Here is a 16,964-nt window from a genome sequence, read left to right on the forward strand (position 1 = left end):
CACAAACTATGAATACAATTGTTCCTCTCATCAGTTCCGGCGTGGCCGGTCCGCTCGGTGTGATTCATCTGCCCCGACTTTGGCTCAAAGCTTCGCTCGAAGCGCGCGGCAAACTCGCCCCCGGCTATCCCGGCGCCGGCAAAGGCTATGACCAGATGGTCATCGACGGTGTGGGCCTCAACCGCGACGCCGTGCTCAAATTCATCAAAGACACGCGGCCGACTTATCCCCAATTCGAAGCCTGGGTGAAAAAGAACGCCACCAAGCTCGACAAAGGCTCGGTGGACAAACTCAACGCTTCCATCCGCGGCTATATCCACGATGACGCCACGCGCAAATCCATCCTAAGCGCCAACGGCATACCTGATGATGCCGCCGCCCCCAAAGATGCGGTGAATCTGAACAACCTCGACGACTGGAAGGAATTCCACGAAGCCGTGTTGAAGCACTAAACGGTCGTATCGAACAAGAAACCGGCGCAGGTTTTGCCCTGCGCCGGTTTTTTTATTTTCCAATTGGGCGGAGGTGGTTTGGCGAGGGGGCGGCGCTGATTTTGGACTTGGAATGGACCGATGAATGATGTATCAACACATTACTCCAAAATGTAATTGTTACCTGAGCTTTAACGCCGTAACTGTTATGAAAAACTTATTCTCCGCTTGGGCGGTCTGGCTGGCGCTGTTCTCGCTCTCAACCCTCAACTCTCAACTCTCAACCGTCCTCGCCCAAGGCAGCCTCACCCCGCCTGGACCACCCGGCGAGACAATGAAGTCGCTCGACCAGATTGAAGCGCGCACGAGCGTGAATTCCAACAATACACCAGGCGATGGCATTTCAGCGTTCAAGATCACAAACTCGGGCTCGTATTACCTGACTGGCAACATCACGGGCGTCAGCAACCTGCACGGCATTAGCATCACCGCGGCCCGAGTGTCGCTTGACTTGAACGGCTTTTCGCTGATTGGTGTACCTGGCTCGGTGGATGGCATCAATGCCACGAATGGCGCCGGCCTCGCCGCGGGGTTGGTGGTCCGCAACGGCACCGTTGCCGGGTGGGGTGGCAGCGGCATTAATGCTCAACCCGGCGCGCCGGGTGCCGAGTTTTCCAAACTGCGGCTGCTGACTAATGCTCTGAACGGCTTGAAGGCCACCGGCGCGGTGATCTCCGATTGCGTCGCGGAGGGGAACACGTCCGGCGCGTTTACGAATTACGCAATCACGGTGAACGGCTCGCGCATCGTCAACTGCATCGCGAAGACCAATTACAACGGCATTCAAGGCGGCAATGGCAGCACCATTGAAGGCTGCGTGGCCAACGACAACGCCTTCGGCTTTCTGGCCGGCGACTCAACGGTGACCCATTGCACCGCCTTCAACAACAGCGCAGATGGCATGTACCTGTTCAACAACTGTCGTGTCATCGGCAACCTCATTGATGGCAATGGGAAAGGCAAAGGCATCGAAGCGGCCGGGGGCAGTTCAGGCAACACGCTGGATGGAAACATGCTCGTCGGCAATCCGACCGCAGGCATCCTGCTGACCAATGCGGGCGTGTTGAACAACTTTGTAATTCGCAACAGTGTTCGCGGCGCAGGAGCAAATAATTATTTGACCGGCACGGGCAACAGCTTCGGCCCGATCATCAACGTCGCGGGCACGAACGACATCTCCGGCGTCACGAATGCGAATCATCCTTGGGCAAACTTTTCGTACTGAATCTCAACCTTTCGCCATTATGAAACTCAAAACTCAACGCCTTTTAGTTATTGGGTTATTGGGAATCCTCGCCGTCTCCGCCAATCTTTCGCCCCGCGCCGAGGCCGCTCTGCGTACCTGGACCGGTGCCGCGGCCAACGACAGCCGGTGGACCACCGCGAACAATTGGAGCAACGGCCCGCCAGTGGCCGGCGACGACTTGCTGTTCCCCGGCGGAGCCGCGCATCCCAACAACAACAACGACTATGCACCCGGTACCACGTTCAACTCGATCATCTTCTCGGGCACGAATTACTCGATAGGTGGCAGTTCCCTCGCTCTCAACGCCGGCATCATTGCGACGAACGTGGGCGCGGCAAACACGGTGAACAATGCGCTCGTTCTGAATTCCAACCAGACCTTCACGGTCAGCATCGGAAACGCGAACTTCTCCTTCTTTGGACCGATTGATACGAGTGGAAAAGACCTGACGTTCGCCGTCACCGCGCCCTCGCTGGCCCCGATCAGCGCCGGAATCACCGGCACCGGTGGATTGATTAAGACCGGCAGCGGGACAGTGTCTTTGAACGTCAGCAATTCCTTTTCCGGAACGGTTCAACTGAACGAAGGATTCATCAACATCAGCGACGGGAGCTCATTAGGCAGCACGAGCAGCAGCACCACTGTTGCGAACGGCGCGTCGCTGATTTTGCTCAACTCCATCACGGTCGCCGAACCGCTGGTGCTGTCCGGCACGCTCAGAACTGTCGGCAGCAGCACAAACACCTGGACCGGCCCGATTACACTGGCTTCGGCGGGCGCGCGCATTGTGAGCGACACCTCCTCCCAATTAATCATCAACGCGGTCATCACCGGGACCAACGGCTTCAGCAAAGGTTCACCGGGGGCACTCACTTTGAATTCGAACAATACTTACACCGGCACAACAGTCGTGAGCAACGGCACACTCATCGTGAACGGCAACCAACCGGATAGCGCGATCGTTTTTTATCAAGGCACCGTTGGCGGCAAAGGCGCTGTCGGAACCATCACCGCAGGCGGCAACGGAGGAAAAACGCTCAGTCCCGGCCACAACGGTCCCGGAATTCTTACGTGTAACAATTTAGCGCTGGATATTCTCACCGCGTTGCCGGTCGAACTGAATGGCACGGCTCCGGGAGCTGGCTACGATCAACTCAACGTCAACGGTACTGTGCTGTTAAACAACCCCACTCTCTCGGTGACACTCGGCTTCACACCCGCGCCCAGCGACACTTTCGTGATCATCAACAACGACGGCACCGACGCCATCAGTGGGATCTTCGCCGGCCTGCCGCAGAACGCGCTGCTCACCAACGGCGCGACCATCTTCCGCTTTAGCTACGCGGGCGGCGACGGCGACGACGTGACCCTGACCACGACACTGGGCGCGCCATCTTCCACCCTCACATCCATTGTCAGCCTGACCAACGGCTTTGCGTTGCTGACCGGCCAGGGACAATCGAATCTGACCTACGCAGTGCAGGCCGCGACCAACCTTGCTCCGCCAACCGTGCGGACCCCACTCGGCGGCGCCGCCGCAGACGCCAGTGGTGTGTATCAGTTCACCGACACGAACGCGCCATCCTTCCCCGTGCGCTTTTATCGCTCGGTATCGCCGTGACACACTCAAACCAAAGACAACCAAGAACTATACTATGAAAACGAATCGAAACACGCGGCTCGCGACCGTGCTGCTATTGCTCTCAACCCTCAATCTTCAACCCACAACCGTGTTCGCCCAAGGCAACCTCACGCCGCCCGGCGCGCCCGCGCCCACGATGAAGTCGCTGACGCAGATCGAGCCCCGGATTGATTTGCAGAATGCCCCTGCCTCAGCGGTGACCACCACCGATCCGAACTATCACTTCATCATCACGCAGCCGGGTTCGTATTACTTGTCCGCGAACCTCGGTGTCACGAAGACGCACGGCGTCCAGATTAACGCCGCAGGTGTGAGCTTTGACTTGAAGGGTTTTGAAATTTCGCGCGCCTCCGGCTCAGGCGGAAACGGCATTGACATCCCCGCCACCAGCCACCGTGCCAGCCTGCGCGATGGTTCGATCTCGGGATTTGCCAGCGGCATTGTGTCTCTGTCGGTAAGCAACTCGTATGCGCGCGACGGAAGGCTCCTCAACCTCTCGGTGGCAAACTGCACCTCCGACGGAATTCTCAGCGGTCAGAATTGGTTGCTCGACCACTGTGTCGCGCACGACTGCTCCGGCAACAACGCGATCTCCGGTGGCAACGGCAGCACGTTGCTGGATTGCTCTGCTTCGAACAACAGCGGCAACAACGCCATCAATGCCGGCAGCGGGTGTGTGCTGACGCGCTGCAATGCTTACAAGAACACCGTGGGTTCGTATGCGATTTTCGCTTCGAGCGCCACGCTTCATGATTGTGACGCCAGCGAAAACGCGGCGGTGGGCGGGATCTATGCGAATTCGTGTTCACTGCTGAATTGCACTGCGAACAGTAACACCCGGGCGTCGGGAGGCTCCAGTGGGATCGTCGCCTACAACTCGACGCTGATGGGATGTGATGCATCGAACAACACGAGCGGCAACCCCACGCCGAATTACTTTGCCGGCGCCGGCATCACGGCCGCGTATAGCAAGATTACCCACTGCACCTTCACCTCGAATCACGGCGACGGCATGACCGTAGATTTCAGCTCCTTCGTGAGCGAGAATCACTGCTATAACAACGGCACCGGGGGCGGCGACGGCGCTGGCATTCACGTGACCGGCCAGCGCAATCGAATCGAAGGCAACAACGTTTCCGATAATCCGCGCGGCATTGATATTGGCGCCGCCGGCAACCTGATCATCAAAAACAGCGCGAAGTTGAACACGACCAATTACAATATCGTGGGTAGCAATCGCTACGGGCCGATCGTTGATATCACAGCAGTTGGAACGGCGGCTGTCAATGGGAACAGCAGTGCGAGCACCGTGGCGACGACCGATCCGTGGGCCAACTTTGCTTATTAACCCTGAACCTGAATAGACAATGAAATGACATCTTGTCGCGCTTCTTGCTCGCAGCATCGCATTATCAACTCTGGCCGCGACCACGATCAATGTCGCCAACAAATTCGCCTACGGCGCCAGCCTCGGTTGGATGGATTGGCGCGGCGAAAGTCGCGGGAAATTCTAGCTTGAAGCGGACAGAGAGAATTGCCATGCTCACACCGTCATCACAAATAATCCGCTGCCAAAGGTAACTCTATGAAATATACTCCTCGGTTTTTGGCGTGCGTCCCGGCGTTTAAGTCGCAGTTCGTTTTCGCTCTGCTGTTCCTCTCAACTCTCAACTCTCAATTCCTAACTGTATTTGCCCAAGGCAGCCTCACGCCGCCTGGTGCGCCCGCGCCGACGATGAAAACGCTTGATCAACTTGAACCGCGCACGCCCATTTCATCCCTGCCGTTCACCGTCACCACGCCGGGCTCGTATTACTTGACGACCAACGCATCGGTGACCGACAGCGCCATTCATATCCAAGCCGGCAACGTGACTTTGGATATGAACGGCTTCACCCTTACAGGCAACGGGAGCGTGACCAAGTACGGCGTTATCATTGATCCAGCCAACCAGATAACGAACGTCACGATCCGAAATGGCAAGTTCGTAAACTTTGGCGGCGCGGTAGCAATGGGTGCCAACGGAGCGGACAGCCTGCTGGTCGAAGACATCCAGATGCACACCGGCACGCGCGCGGGCGTGTGGCTGAGTTCAAATTGCCAGGGCGCGGTCATTCGCAACAATTTGTTCGTCGAGTGCATGCTGCCGATTTCGGTCAGCGCGTTTGCCGGTCAAACCATCGGCGGCGTGACCATTGCCAACAACCGGATTTCAGGAGGCGGCAGCACCGGCATTGATGTTAACGCCCAAACCGGTGGAACCGTCCGGGATATTTCCGTGCTGAACAATCAGGTGGCCAACACCGGGGGCACATCAATCGTTATTTCCTCCACTGATCCCGGCGGAGTGCAGCGGTTATTGATTGATTCGAACCATTGCACGAGAAACGCATTCATCGGCCTCATCGTCCCCGCCAATGCCAAGGCCACGGTCATCCGCAATGTTTTTACCGGCTGCACATTGAGCGTCAGCACCACGGGAAACACGGTCGGGCCGACCATCACCACCATAGGCACGCTCGGCACAACCGGCGCAGACATCAGCCCGTGGGCAAACTTTCAAAACTAAGGCGAACGCTGAGTCGAATTATGAACACTCCGAAAGCAGCACCGTTTACCACAATCAAAACTCTCGCTCCTCTGGTCACGCTGGCGGCGTTAATTGCCTCTGCATCGGCCGCGACCACGATCAATGTCGCCAACAAATTCGCTTACGGCGCGAACCTCGGCTGGATGGATTGGCGAGGGGACACCAACAGTGGCGCCGTCATCGGCGAATACGTTTGCTCCGGCTTCATCTACGCCGCCAATGTCGGCTGGATCAATCTCGGCGGCGGCACGCCCACCAACGGCATCCAGTATCAGAATCTTTCCGCCAGCGATTTTGGCGTGAACCACGACGGTCTAGGCAATCTGCGCGGTTACGCCTATGGCGCAAACATCGGCTGGATCAATTTTGAGGCGAACAGCGCGCCGAAAGTTGATCTCAAGACCGGCAAGTTGAGTGGGTATGTTTACGGCGCGAACGTGGGCTGGATCAGCTTGAGCAACGCGTTCGCCTTCGTTCAAACGGATACGATTGCGCCTGGAACTGACAGTGACGGTGACGGCATTGCCGACGCGTACGAATACACCTATTTCGGCAACCTGACGACGATGAACGCCGTCAGTGATTACGATGGCGACGGAGTTTCGGACAGGAACGAATACTTGGCGGGCACGAACCCGAACGATCTTTCTGATTACCTGGCCATTACCGCCATCGCCGCCAACGCCAGTGGATCACCGACCAGCCTCACCTGGAAGAGCGCGTTGTCGCGCTGCTACTACATCCAGGAGCGGCTGAACTTGAACATTGCCTCACCGTGGTTCGACAGCGGTCTTGGTCTGATCAGCCCTGACGGCGTCTCGACCACCCGCAACATCTTCGATACAAACGCGCCGATGCGGTTCTATCGCATTCAAGCCGTCAAGCCGTTGTCGCCCTGAGCGCGAGTTGGAGTTCAAGCTTCAGCTTGTTCCGCGCGACGCAGTGGTCCTGGTTCCAAAGCAGGCTAAAGCCTGGACTCCAACTCGCTCATTGACGCTGGGCCGCGCCTCCCTAAAATGCGGACAAAAATTCCTGACACATTTATGCCTGCCAACGAAAAACCCACCAACATCACTTCCTATCTGCAAGAGGAACGCGTCTTCCCGCCGCCCAAGGAATTCTCCAAGCGCGCACACATCAAGTCTCTGGCGCACTACCGCAAGCTTTACAACGAATCCATCCGCTCGCCGGAAAAGTTCTGGGGCCAGCAGGCCAAAAACGAGTTAATCTGGTTCAAGCCGTGGAAGAAAGTGCTGCAATGGAAGGAGCCGTTCGCCAAATGGTTCGTCGGTGGCCAGCTCAATGTCAGCTATAATTGTCTCGACCGGCACCTCGACACCCCAACTGCCAATAAGGCCGCGCTCATTTGGGAAGGGGAACCAGCGGCACCCGGCAAAACGGGCGAAGAACGCACGATCACGTACAAACAACTCCATCGCGAAGTCTGCCAGTTCGCCAACGTGCTCAAGCGAAACGGCCTCAAGCGCGGCGACCGCCTCATCATTTATCTGCCGATGGTGCCGGAGGCCGCCGTCGCCATGCTGGCCTGCGCCCGCATCGGCGCTGTGCATTCGGTCGTGTTCGGCGGCTTCAGCGCGCAGTCCGTGGCCGACCGCATTCATGATTCCCAGGCGAAAATGGTGATCACTTCGGATGGCGGATTTCGTCGCGGCGCCGTGGTGCCGTTGAAAAAAAATGTCGATGAAGCGCTCACCCTCAAGGGTGCCGACGGAAATCTGCTGGCCAAAACGATTGAAAGGGTCATCGTCTTGCGCCGCGCGTTCAATGAAGTGCACATCGAGGAAGGGCGCGATGTCTGGTGGCACCGTGAACTGGAATATGTGGACGCCAATTGTCCGGCGGAGAAAATGAACAGCGAAGCGCCGTTGTTCATCCTTTACACCAGCGGGTCGACCGGCAAACCCAAAGGGATACTTCACACGACCGGCGGTTATCTGGTCTATGTGAAACTGAGCACCCGTTACGTTTTCGATTTGCGGGAAACGGACACCTTTTGGTGCACCGCCGACATCGGCTGGGTGACCGGTCATAGCTATGTTGTTTACGGTCCGCTCGCCAATGGCGCGACCAGTCTGATGTACGAAGGCGCGCCGAATTTTCCTGAGCCGGATCGCTTCTGGCGCATCGTGGAAAAATACGGGGTGACGATTCTCTACACGGCGCCCACCGCCATTCGCGCATTCATGAAGTGGGGTGCGGAGTGGCCCAAGAAACATGATCTCACTTCGTTGCGTTTGCTTGGCACCGTTGGTGAACCGATCAATCCCGAAGCTTGGATCTGGTATAACGAAGTAATCGGCGGCAAGCGTTGTCCCATCGTCGATACGTGGTGGCAAACCGAAACTGGCGGCATCATGATCACACCGTTGCCCGGAGCAATCCCGACCAAACCCGGTACCGCGACGCTGCCGTTCTTCGGCGTGTTGCCTGAAGTGGTGGACGACAAGGGCAATCCGGTGCCGCCCAACAGCGGAGGTAAACTCGTCATCCGCAAACCATGGCCCGCCATGTTACGCGGTATTTGGGGCGACCCGCAGCGCTACAAGGAAATTTATTGGCGCGAAGTCAAAGGCAGCTATTTCACCGGTGATGGTTGCCGGCAGGACAAGGACGGGTATTTCTGGATCGTCGGCCGCATTGATGACGTGCTCAACGTGGCGGGTCATCGCATCGGCACGGCGGAAGTGGAGAGTGCGCTGGTCAGCAATCAGAAAGTCGCTGAGGCCGCGGTGGTCGGCCGTCCGGATGAGCTGAAGGGTCAGGCGCTCGTCGCTTTTGTCACGCTGAAAGGCGGGGTCCATGCCAGCCCTGCGATCCGCGATGAATTGCGCAACCACGTGGCCAAGGAAATCGGTCCGGTCGCCAAGCCCGATGACATTCGTTTCGCTGAAGCGCTGCCCAAAACGCGCTCCGGCAAAATCATGCGCCGCCTGCTCAAGCAAATTGCCTCCGGCACAGAGATCAAAGGTGACACCACTACCTTGGAAGATTTCAATGTGCTGGCGCGTTTGAGTCAGGCCGAGGAGTGACAAGAATGAGCCGCCAGGATCTCTTGATCGCAAACAGAATAGCTACTGAGAATGGCACCAACTCAATTCGCAAAAGTGATTGGACTCATTTCGGTACTGGTCGTCGGATGCAAATCCACCACCACGATAATCACGAAAACTATGCAATTGCCCGGCACGTCGTCGAACGAAAAGAGCGAAGCTGAATTGCTAGAGCTGAACAAGAAATCTGGCAATGATCTGAGCATGGACGAAATCCTGTCCTTCATTCCGAAGTATCCAGGCACAGTCGCCCTTAAGGTTCGCGAACGATTCGACGAGAGGGTTCGCTACGACGACCAGAAAAGCGCGTGGGATCTTTCAGCTTTGAGCGAACACGAGAGAATCATTTGGAGACTCAATAAGTTCGAATCGGAGATTGGTAACGGCGGGCTTCACCAGTTCTTCCTCAATCGTGGATGGGAAAGCGCTCAGATTGCGGAAGACCTGTTTGCCGTTGAATGTGCTTCTGTCGCCGAGTGGTTTCGCAAAGCGACAGCGGTTTTTCCCGATGGCATGCTCCCACCGGAACCAGAACAAGCGCACCAAGTTTTCTTTGCGTTCGAAGACCGGGCACCAATTCGTAAACGCTGGAACAAGCTGGATAGTCAGTATTACCGGGAATTGGAGGGTCGTCTGTCCGAATCGATGGCTAATTACATTCTAATCCACAAGGACTCGTTTCGGTAAGATCCTTCGGCTCGGCAGGGGGAACTTCACAATCACGTCGCCACAGCAGTTACCCCGGTCGCCAAACCGAATTACATGTGTTTTGTCAAAGCATCGAAGAAAAGCCGCCACGGAAAAAGCGTGCCCCTTCATCTGTTCAACTGCCACTCATCTTGCAAAATGCAACCTCCGACAGTGCATTTTGCAAGACCCGGACGGGTCTCTCCTCCCTCCGCCTTCACCAAAAGGATATCGAAGTTGTTGAGTCATAAGCGGCACAGAGAAAGAATGCAGCCTTGGCATGACAGCCGCTCTTGAATTGGGAACAGCGCATTCCCTATCGCGAAATAACATGTCGCAGCGGGTTGACCGACAATTTCGGTCCAGTGGATTTCTTTCCGGGTGGAAGGCGCGGGCATTGGGTATAAAAAAATTCTGTGTGTTGCCCAATGCCCGCTCGTTTTATCCTCCGGCGCAAATGCAAGTCTGTTGAGGACGACGCTGGTTGCCAGTTGGTAGCCAGCGTCAAAACCAATTCTCAAGAGCTGATACTGGTATGCAAACAAACTAAGCATCATTCAGAAACTTTTCCCCGTTCGCTCACGCGCTGTCGGTCGCCGGTTGGCTGACGCTGGCTGTTTCCCTTCAGCCAACCACGCAAGCCGCCCAGCCGCCGCCCTTCCGCTGGATTGAACAGGCGGGCAGCGCCTTCAATGATTATTGCCGCGGGATCGCCGTGGACGGCGCGGGAAATATTTACGTGACCGGTTCCTTTTCCGGCGAAGCCTCTTTCGGCAGCACCAAAATCACCAGCAGCGGCGGTCTCGATATCTTCGTCGCCAAATACGACCAAGCGGGCAACCTGCTCTGGGTCAACCAGGCTGGCAACAACATCTACGACGACTACGGGCTTGGGATTGGCGTGGACGGCGCGGGCAACAGTTATGTAACCGGCGCGTACTCCGGCGATGCCACTTTTGGTACCAACACTCTCAACAACCTCGGTGGCTCGGCCATCTTCATCGCCAAATATGACACCGATGGCAACCTGCTCTGGGCCGTACCAGCCGGCGGAACCAGCCTCAACGCCGGTCGGAGTGTCGCCGTGGATACGGCCGGCAACAGCTACGTTACCGGCGTTTTCCAAGGCGTGGGGACATTCGGCACCACCAACCAGGTGACCCTGACAACGACCATCGGCGGCGACTTCGACATCTTCGTCGCCAAATACGACACCACGGGCGAACTGGTCTGGGTTAAACAAGCCAGCGGAAACGGGTTTGATGTCGGCTACGGCATCGCCGTGGACGGGGCGGGGAACAGTCTTGTGACCGGTTATTTCGGTGGCTCCACCGCCACCTTTGGGAACATCACACTAAACAACAGTGGAGGTGTCTTGGCGACCAACGACGTCTTCGTCGCCAAGTATGACTCCACCGGTAATGTGCTCTGGGCGAAGCAAGCCGGGGGAACCGGAGTTGACGAAGGTCACAGCATCGCCGTGGACGCCGCCGGCAATAGTTTCGTAGCGGGTGCATTTTCTGATACGGCCAACTTCGGCGGCATCATGCTCACCAATGATTCCGGCGCGGCCCACTTCATCGCCAAGTATGATGGAGCGGGTAACGTGGTTTGGGCGCAAGAAACCGGCGGCGGCGCCGACAGCGGCACCGGTGTAGTCGCAACCGACGCGCAGGGGGACTGCTACTTCACCGGTTGGTTCTCCGACACCGCCACATTTGGCAACACCAACCTCAACAGCAACGGCCTGGATGATCTATTCGTCGCTCGATACAACACCGCAGGCAATCTCATCTGGATCAAGCAGGCGGGCGGCAGTGACTATGATCGTGGGTACGGGATCGCCGTGGATGCGGAACGTAATGTTTGCACCGCGGGCTTCTTCACGAGCACCGCCGGCTTCGACAGTAAAACTCTGAACAGCTTTGGAGGGTTTGATTGTTTCACCGCACGGCTCGACGGCCCGCCACGCTTGAATGTCGCGCGCACAGGAACTCAATTCGTCCTCTCCTGGCCAACGAATCAAGTCGGCTTCCAACTCGAAAGCGTACCGAGTTTGTCCGCAAGCAACATTTGGTCGGCTGTGACCAATCTGCCCGTGCTGGTCGGCGATCAAAATGTTGTCAGCAATAATATTTCAGTCGGGAACAGATTTTATCGGTTGAAAAATCCGTGACCCGATGTTGCCAACGTCCGGGTTGGACGGGCATCGAGAAACGTTGCGCAAGCTCTTATCGGTTTAGTTTGCTGAAGGTAACGTGGCGTTCTTGATTCAGGATGGCGGCACATCCCTCTGGATTTTTGATGCACAATACCAATCGAGTTTGGATATTATCCCCCGATGACAGCCGCTCAGGCCAAAGCCCGTCACGCCAGACTTGGCGAGGAGTTGCGCGCCCACGATCACGCTTATTACGTGCTGGCGCGACCGCGAATCAGCGACCGCGAATATGATCTCCTCTACCGCGAGCTGCTGGATCTGGAAAGGGAGTTTCCCGAACTCGCCACGCCCGATTCGCCGAGCCAGCGCGTGGGCGGCGCGCCATTGAGTGAGTTCAAATCCGTGCCACACGCGGTGCCGATGATGAGCCTGGACAACACCTATTCGCAGGAGGAGGTGCGCGAATTCGTCAATCGCGTCCAAAAGCTTTTGCCGAATGAAAAGCTCGAGTGGGTGGTGGAACCGAAGGTGGACGGCCTCGCCGTCAATTTGCGGTACGAACAGGGCGTGTTCAAGGTCGGCGCTACGCGCGGCGATGGCACGACCGGTGACGACATCACGGCGAATCTCAAAACCATCCGCAGCGTTCCGTTGAAGCTGGCTAGGGACGCTCCGGCCGTGCTGGAGGCGCGCGGTGAAGTTTATCTGACCCTCGCGGGTTTCAAAAAATTGAACGCGGAACGCCAGACGGCCGGCGAAGAAACGTTCGCCAATCCGCGCAACGCCGCCGCCGGTTCGTTGAAACAACTTGATCCGAAGATTGTCGCGCGGCGCCCGCTGGACATCATCCTGTATGGCATCGGCCAACTCGAAGGCGCGGGCCAGTCGCGACCTGAAACGCAGGCGGACCTGCTCGCGTGGCTCAAGGCGCTCGGTTTCAAAACACCCGAACCGACGTGGTTGTGCCGTTCGGTGGAAGAACTCTTTGAGGCCATCGACGCACTGGACAGGATTCGTCACGGCTTCAACTACGAGACGGATGGCGCGGTGATCAAACTCAATTCATTCGCGCAACAACAGCGGGCCGGCGCGACTGCCAAAGCGCCGCGCTGGGCGATGGCGTACAAATACGCGGCGGAACAGGGCGAAACAAAACTCAAAGCGATCACGATCCAAGTTGGCCGCACCGGCGCGCTCACACCGGTGGCGGAATTGGAGCCGGTATTTCTCGCCGGCAGCACCATCAGCCGTGCCACGTTGCACAACGAGGATGAGTTGCGTCGCAAAGACATTCGGGTGGGCGACACGGTCATCATCGAGAAGGCAGGCGAGGTGATTCCCGCAGTCATTGGCGTCGTGTTGAAGAAACGAACCGGCCAGGAGACCGTTTTCCATTTTCCAAAGAGCTGTCCTGAATGCGGTTCGAGGGTTTCCAAAGAAACCGGCGCGGATGACGAGGAAGGCTCGGTCTGGCGCTGTCCGAATCCCGATTGTTCGGCGCAGGTTCGCGGGCGGATCGAACATTGGTGTTCGCGCGGCGCGCTGGACATCGAGGGCGGCGGCGAAGTGTTGGTGGCGCAACTCGTCAAAGCGGGTCTGGCGCGCGACGTCGCCGACCTTTATTCACTTAAGCTTCCGGCGTTGGCCGGTCTTGAACGGATGGGCGAAAAGTCCGCGCAGAATTTTCTGGCCGGCGTGGCCGCGAGCAAATCCCGCGACATGTGGCGCGTGTTGTTCGGCCTGGGCATTTTGCACGTCGGCGCGGGCGTGGCGAAATCGCTGGGTCGCAGTTTTGCCACGCTGGAGGATGTGTTCGCCGCCAGTGCAGATCAACTGACGGAGATTGAGGACGTCGGTGAAGTGATCGCGCAAAGCCTCGTCCAATGGCACGGCGATCCGCGAAACCGGAAATTGATCGAGCGCCTGGACAAGGCGGGACTGAATTTCCGTTCGGCGCTTTACAACCCGGACGCCGCGCTCGGTCCGTTGGCCGGGAAGGTCTTCGTCCTGACCGGCACGCTGCCGACGCTCAAGCGCGAAGCGGCCACGGCGAACATCGAGGCGCGCGGCGGCAAGGTCAGCGGCAGCGTCAGCAAGAAGACGCATTACGTCGTCGCCGGTGAAGACGCCGGATCGAAATTGGAGAAGGCGCACAAACTCGGCGTGAAAATCATCGACGAAGCGGAGTTGTTGCGGATGCTGAAGTGATTTGCTGGGCAAGAACGCCGTTCCGATCCGACCGGGCAACCTCAGCTTGACCATTCCCCACCCTCCGGCCTGCGCCGGTTGAGGCCTGCGGCCTCGTGCCCGCTTTCTTCCCGTGCCTGGCACAAAAGCGAACACTCTCCAGCTCATTTCCACAAATTGGGACACTCACACTCATCGTTTCCGCGTGGCGGGAACGCCGGGTCGCATTGGCACATCGGCAGCTTTGCAAAAGGAGCGGCGGGCCGCGTTCCGTGCAAACGAAGATGTGCAATTCCGAAAATCTCACGGGTCAAAAGAATTTAATTCCGCAAAGGTGGGCGAGGTTTTTTTGGCTCGCGCAAATTCTTTTTTTACTCCTCCTCAACCTCCCCGCAAACGGAGCGCCACCGGAACCCCGATTTGTTCCCGGGAAAATTCTGATCAAGCCCAGAGGCAGTCTTTCGGAATCCAATTTCGTCGCGCTGCTTGAGCGGCACGGCGCGTCGCCCAGCCGGACACTCCATCGCGGCCGGGTGCAGGTCGTGGCGGTCTCCGAAGACAAGGCGGAAGCGCTTCTGACCGGGTTGCGGAATAATCCGGACATTGAGTTTGCAGAACGGGATTTTATCGCACAGGCCGCTTATGTGCCCAACGACACGTATGTCGTTTCCGGCAGCGAGTGGCATCTGGCAAAAATCCAGGCGATGCAGGCTTGGGATGTCACGATGGGGCGCAGCAATGTGATCGTGGCCGTCCTCGATTCGGGCGTCAACCGCGCGCATCCGGACCTCCTCGGACGCATTCTGCCGGGATACGATTTTGTTTCAGGGGACAACGATCCGGCAGATGATTTCGGGCACGGCACGGCCGTGGCGGGCACGATTGTCGCGGCTGGCAACAATGGTGTTGGCGTCGCGGGCGTGGTTCCCGGCTGCACGGTGTTGCCGGTCAAGATTCTGGATGCTTCCGGTTTCGGAACTTACTCGAGCATTGCGGAAGGAGTCCGCTACGCCGTGGACCAAGGCGCGAGCGTCATCAATCTGAGCGTCGCCGGCAATTCGCCTTCCAGCACGTTGCAAGACGCCATCAGTTTTGCCTGGAGCAACAACGTCGTTGTGGTGGCCGCCGCCGGGAACAATGCAAACTCCACCCCGCAATACCCCGCCGCTTGCGCGCATGTGGTCGCGGTCTCCGCCACCGAGCCAAATGATACGCTCGCCTCCTTTTCAAGTTACGGCAGCTACGTGACGTTGTCCGCGCCGGGCGACAACATCTGGACGACGCAGCGCGACACCAACAATCCCTACGGCGCGTGGCGCGGCACGTCCTTCGCCAGCCCCATCGTCGCGGGAATCGCCGCCTTGGTCGCGTCCGAGAACCCTTCGTTGTCGAATGATGAAATTGTTTCCCTCTTGCAGCAAACCGCGGACGACGCGGGTTTGCCCGGCTACGATACTTCATTCGGTTACGGTCGGGTGAATGCCTTCAATGCCATCGTCGCGGCGAGCGCGCTGCCCGGCGCTTTGCCGCCACAACCGCCCCCGCCGCCGACAACGCCCGCTCCGGGTGACACAAACGCGCCCGTCGTCACGATCACGCAAGCGCCGGCGAATGGAGCGCGACTCAGCTCGCCGTTCATTTCTCTGGCTGGAACTGCCGAAGATGATGTCGGCGTTCAGGGCGTTCAAGTGCAGATCAACGGATCAACCGAATTGGCGGAGGGAACCACCAATTGGAGCGGGCAAATCACCTTGTCTCCCGGCGTCAACACGGTGCTCGTTCACAGCGTGGACCTGGCGGGCAATGTTTCATCCGACTCCACGATCACATATACTTATGTGGTCAACGCGCCGTTGACCGTGCAAACAAATGGCGCCGGCAGCGTGACTCCAAACCTGAACGGCAAGCTGCTTGAAATCGGCAGGACTTACACCGCCAGAGCCGTGCCAGCGGCGGGCCAGTTGTTCGCCGGTTGGGCGGGAATGAATTCGGATTCGCCGACGCTGAATTTCGTTATGCAACCCAATCTCGTGCTCGTCGCGAATTTTGTCCCCTCCCCGTTTCCCGCGGTGAAAGGCAGCTACGCGGGATTGGTGGCGAATGTCAACGACATCACGCCGGACAGCGCGGGTTATTTCACATTGACGGTGACTGTTTCGGGCGCCTTCACCGGCAAACTGCTGGTCGGCGGAAGTCGCTGCGGATTTCGTGGTCAATTCAACCTGGACGGCGACGCGATCGTCACAGTGAGCCGCCCGCAATTGAACCCGCTCACCCTGACGCTGCAGGTTGATCTGACGAATGGCACCGACCAGGTGACCGGCTCGTTGACGGATGGGAATTGGACATCGGCGTTGGCCGGCGACCGGAACGTTTTCAACTCGCAACTCAACCCGGCGGCGCAGGCGGGCGCCGGTTCCTTGATCTTGGAGAACACCGATGCCAGCGCCAGTGTCCTCGCCGCCGGCGCGAGCAAGATCAGCTCCAGCGGCGCGATTGGTGTGCGGGGGAAATTGGCCGACGGACGCCCCTTCGGCGCACGCAGCACTTTGGCAAAGAACGGCGATTCACCGTTTTATCTTTCCCTCGATCATGGCAATGAAGTTGTGATTGGCTGGGTCAACTTTTCCACCGGACCCTCTCCCATTGCGAGTGGCACTGTGCATTGGGTGAAGCGCGGCGCGAATGCGTTGGCCGCCACCTTGCGCGCTGCGTCGGCGCCGTAACGGATACCAATTCAAACCCGGAACGATGCCGTTGGGAAATTCCCACGGAGTCACGGCTCGCCCCGTGGAATAAACGCGACCTCTACTGCGGCAGCTACGAACGCCATTCCACAGGGCCAGGCCGCTGGCGCAAAGGCATGCGGACTTCAGTCCGCTTCAAGGT

The 16,964-nt window shown here is 58.0% G+C and carries 11 protein-coding genes and 1 pseudogene; all 12 read left to right on the forward strand.

The features are described 5' to 3' along the window. Positions 1-8 precede the first annotated feature (8 nt). The gene (locus HY298_21175; GenBank protein MBI3852775.1) at positions 9-452 is read left to right on the forward strand and encodes a DUF5069 domain-containing protein; all 444 of its coding nucleotides are present in this window, start codon (positions 9-11) and stop codon (positions 450-452) included. A 187-nt stretch (positions 453-639) separates the two neighbouring features. Further along, on the forward strand, positions 640-1,716 hold the full coding sequence (locus HY298_21180) for a right-handed parallel beta-helix repeat-containing protein (protein ID MBI3852776.1): 1,077 nt from the start codon (positions 640-642) through the stop codon (positions 1,714-1,716). A 19-nt stretch (positions 1,717-1,735) separates the two neighbouring features. Continuing rightward, positions 1,736-3,358 carry a hypothetical protein gene (locus HY298_21185; GenBank protein ID MBI3852777.1) on the forward strand — a complete coding sequence of 541 codons (1,623 nt, stop codon included), beginning with the start codon at positions 1,736-1,738 and terminating at the stop codon, positions 3,356-3,358. Positions 3,359-3,392: 34 nt separating this feature from the next. After that, the gene (locus HY298_21190; GenBank protein MBI3852778.1) at positions 3,393-4,727 is read left to right on the forward strand and encodes a hypothetical protein; all 1,335 of its coding nucleotides are present in this window, start codon (positions 3,393-3,395) and stop codon (positions 4,725-4,727) included. A gap of 237 nt (positions 4,728-4,964) precedes the next feature. After that, complete coding sequence (locus tag HY298_21195; GenBank protein MBI3852779.1) at positions 4,965-5,948, forward strand: right-handed parallel beta-helix repeat-containing protein; 984 nt, start codon at positions 4,965-4,967, stop codon at positions 5,946-5,948. A 164-nt stretch (positions 5,949-6,112) separates the two neighbouring features. Further along, positions 6,113-6,868, forward strand: coding sequence for a hypothetical protein (locus HY298_21200; protein MBI3852780.1), 756 nt, complete (start codon positions 6,113-6,115; stop codon positions 6,866-6,868). Between the two features lie 144 nt (positions 6,869-7,012). After that, positions 7,013-9,019 (forward strand): acetate--CoA ligase, encoded by a 2,007-nt coding sequence (acs, locus tag HY298_21205; GenBank protein ID MBI3852781.1) that lies wholly within the window; start codon positions 7,013-7,015, stop codon positions 9,017-9,019. 51 nt (positions 9,020-9,070) lie between these two features. Continuing rightward, entirely contained in the window at positions 9,071-9,727 is a 657-nt protein-coding gene (locus tag HY298_21210) for a DUF4375 domain-containing protein (GenBank protein MBI3852782.1), read from the forward strand. A gap of 586 nt (positions 9,728-10,313) precedes the next feature. Then, a pseudogene (locus HY298_21215) lies at positions 10,314-10,478 on the forward strand (SBBP repeat-containing protein). Next, positions 10,467-11,903 (forward strand): SBBP repeat-containing protein, encoded by a 1,437-nt coding sequence (locus HY298_21220; GenBank protein MBI3852783.1) that lies wholly within the window; start codon positions 10,467-10,469, stop codon positions 11,901-11,903. Before HY298_21215 ends, HY298_21220 begins: the two are co-directional and overlap by 12 nt. Before the next feature lie 165 nt (positions 11,904-12,068). Next, on the forward strand, positions 12,069-14,096 hold the full coding sequence (gene ligA, locus HY298_21225; GenBank protein ID MBI3852784.1) for an NAD-dependent DNA ligase LigA: 2,028 nt from the start codon (positions 12,069-12,071) through the stop codon (positions 14,094-14,096). Positions 14,097-14,617: 521 nt separating this feature from the next. Continuing rightward, positions 14,618-16,801, forward strand: a complete 2,184-nt coding sequence (locus tag HY298_21230) for a S8 family serine peptidase (GenBank protein MBI3852785.1) — start codon at positions 14,618-14,620, stop codon at positions 16,799-16,801. Positions 16,802-16,964 lie beyond the last annotated feature (163 nt).

This window comes from Verrucomicrobiota bacterium (genome assembly GCA_016200005.1).
Lineage (GTDB): Bacteria > Verrucomicrobiota > Verrucomicrobiia > Limisphaerales > PALSA-1396 > PALSA-1396.

Excerpts from the sequence above, each read along its gene's own strand:
- HY298_21175 (MBI3852775.1), top strand. The coding sequence starts at position 9 with ATGAATACAATTGTTCCTCTCATCAGTTCCGGCGTGGCCGGTCCGCTC.
- HY298_21180 (MBI3852776.1), top strand. The coding sequence starts at position 640 with ATGAAAAACTTATTCTCCGCTTGGGCGGTCTGGCTGGCGCTGTTCTCG.
- HY298_21185 (MBI3852777.1), top strand. The coding sequence starts at position 1,736 with ATGAAACTCAAAACTCAACGCCTTTTAGTTATTGGGTTATTGGGAATC.
- HY298_21190 (MBI3852778.1), top strand. The coding sequence starts at position 3,393 with ATGAAAACGAATCGAAACACGCGGCTCGCGACCGTGCTGCTATTGCTC.
- HY298_21195 (MBI3852779.1), top strand. The coding sequence starts at position 4,965 with ATGAAATATACTCCTCGGTTTTTGGCGTGCGTCCCGGCGTTTAAGTCG.
- HY298_21200 (MBI3852780.1), top strand. The coding sequence starts at position 6,113 with ATGGATTGGCGAGGGGACACCAACAGTGGCGCCGTCATCGGCGAATAC.
- acs (MBI3852781.1), top strand. The coding sequence starts at position 7,013 with ATGCCTGCCAACGAAAAACCCACCAACATCACTTCCTATCTGCAAGAG.
- HY298_21210 (MBI3852782.1), top strand. The coding sequence starts at position 9,071 with ATGGCACCAACTCAATTCGCAAAAGTGATTGGACTCATTTCGGTACTG.
- ligA (MBI3852784.1), top strand. The coding sequence starts at position 12,069 with ATGACAGCCGCTCAGGCCAAAGCCCGTCACGCCAGACTTGGCGAGGAG.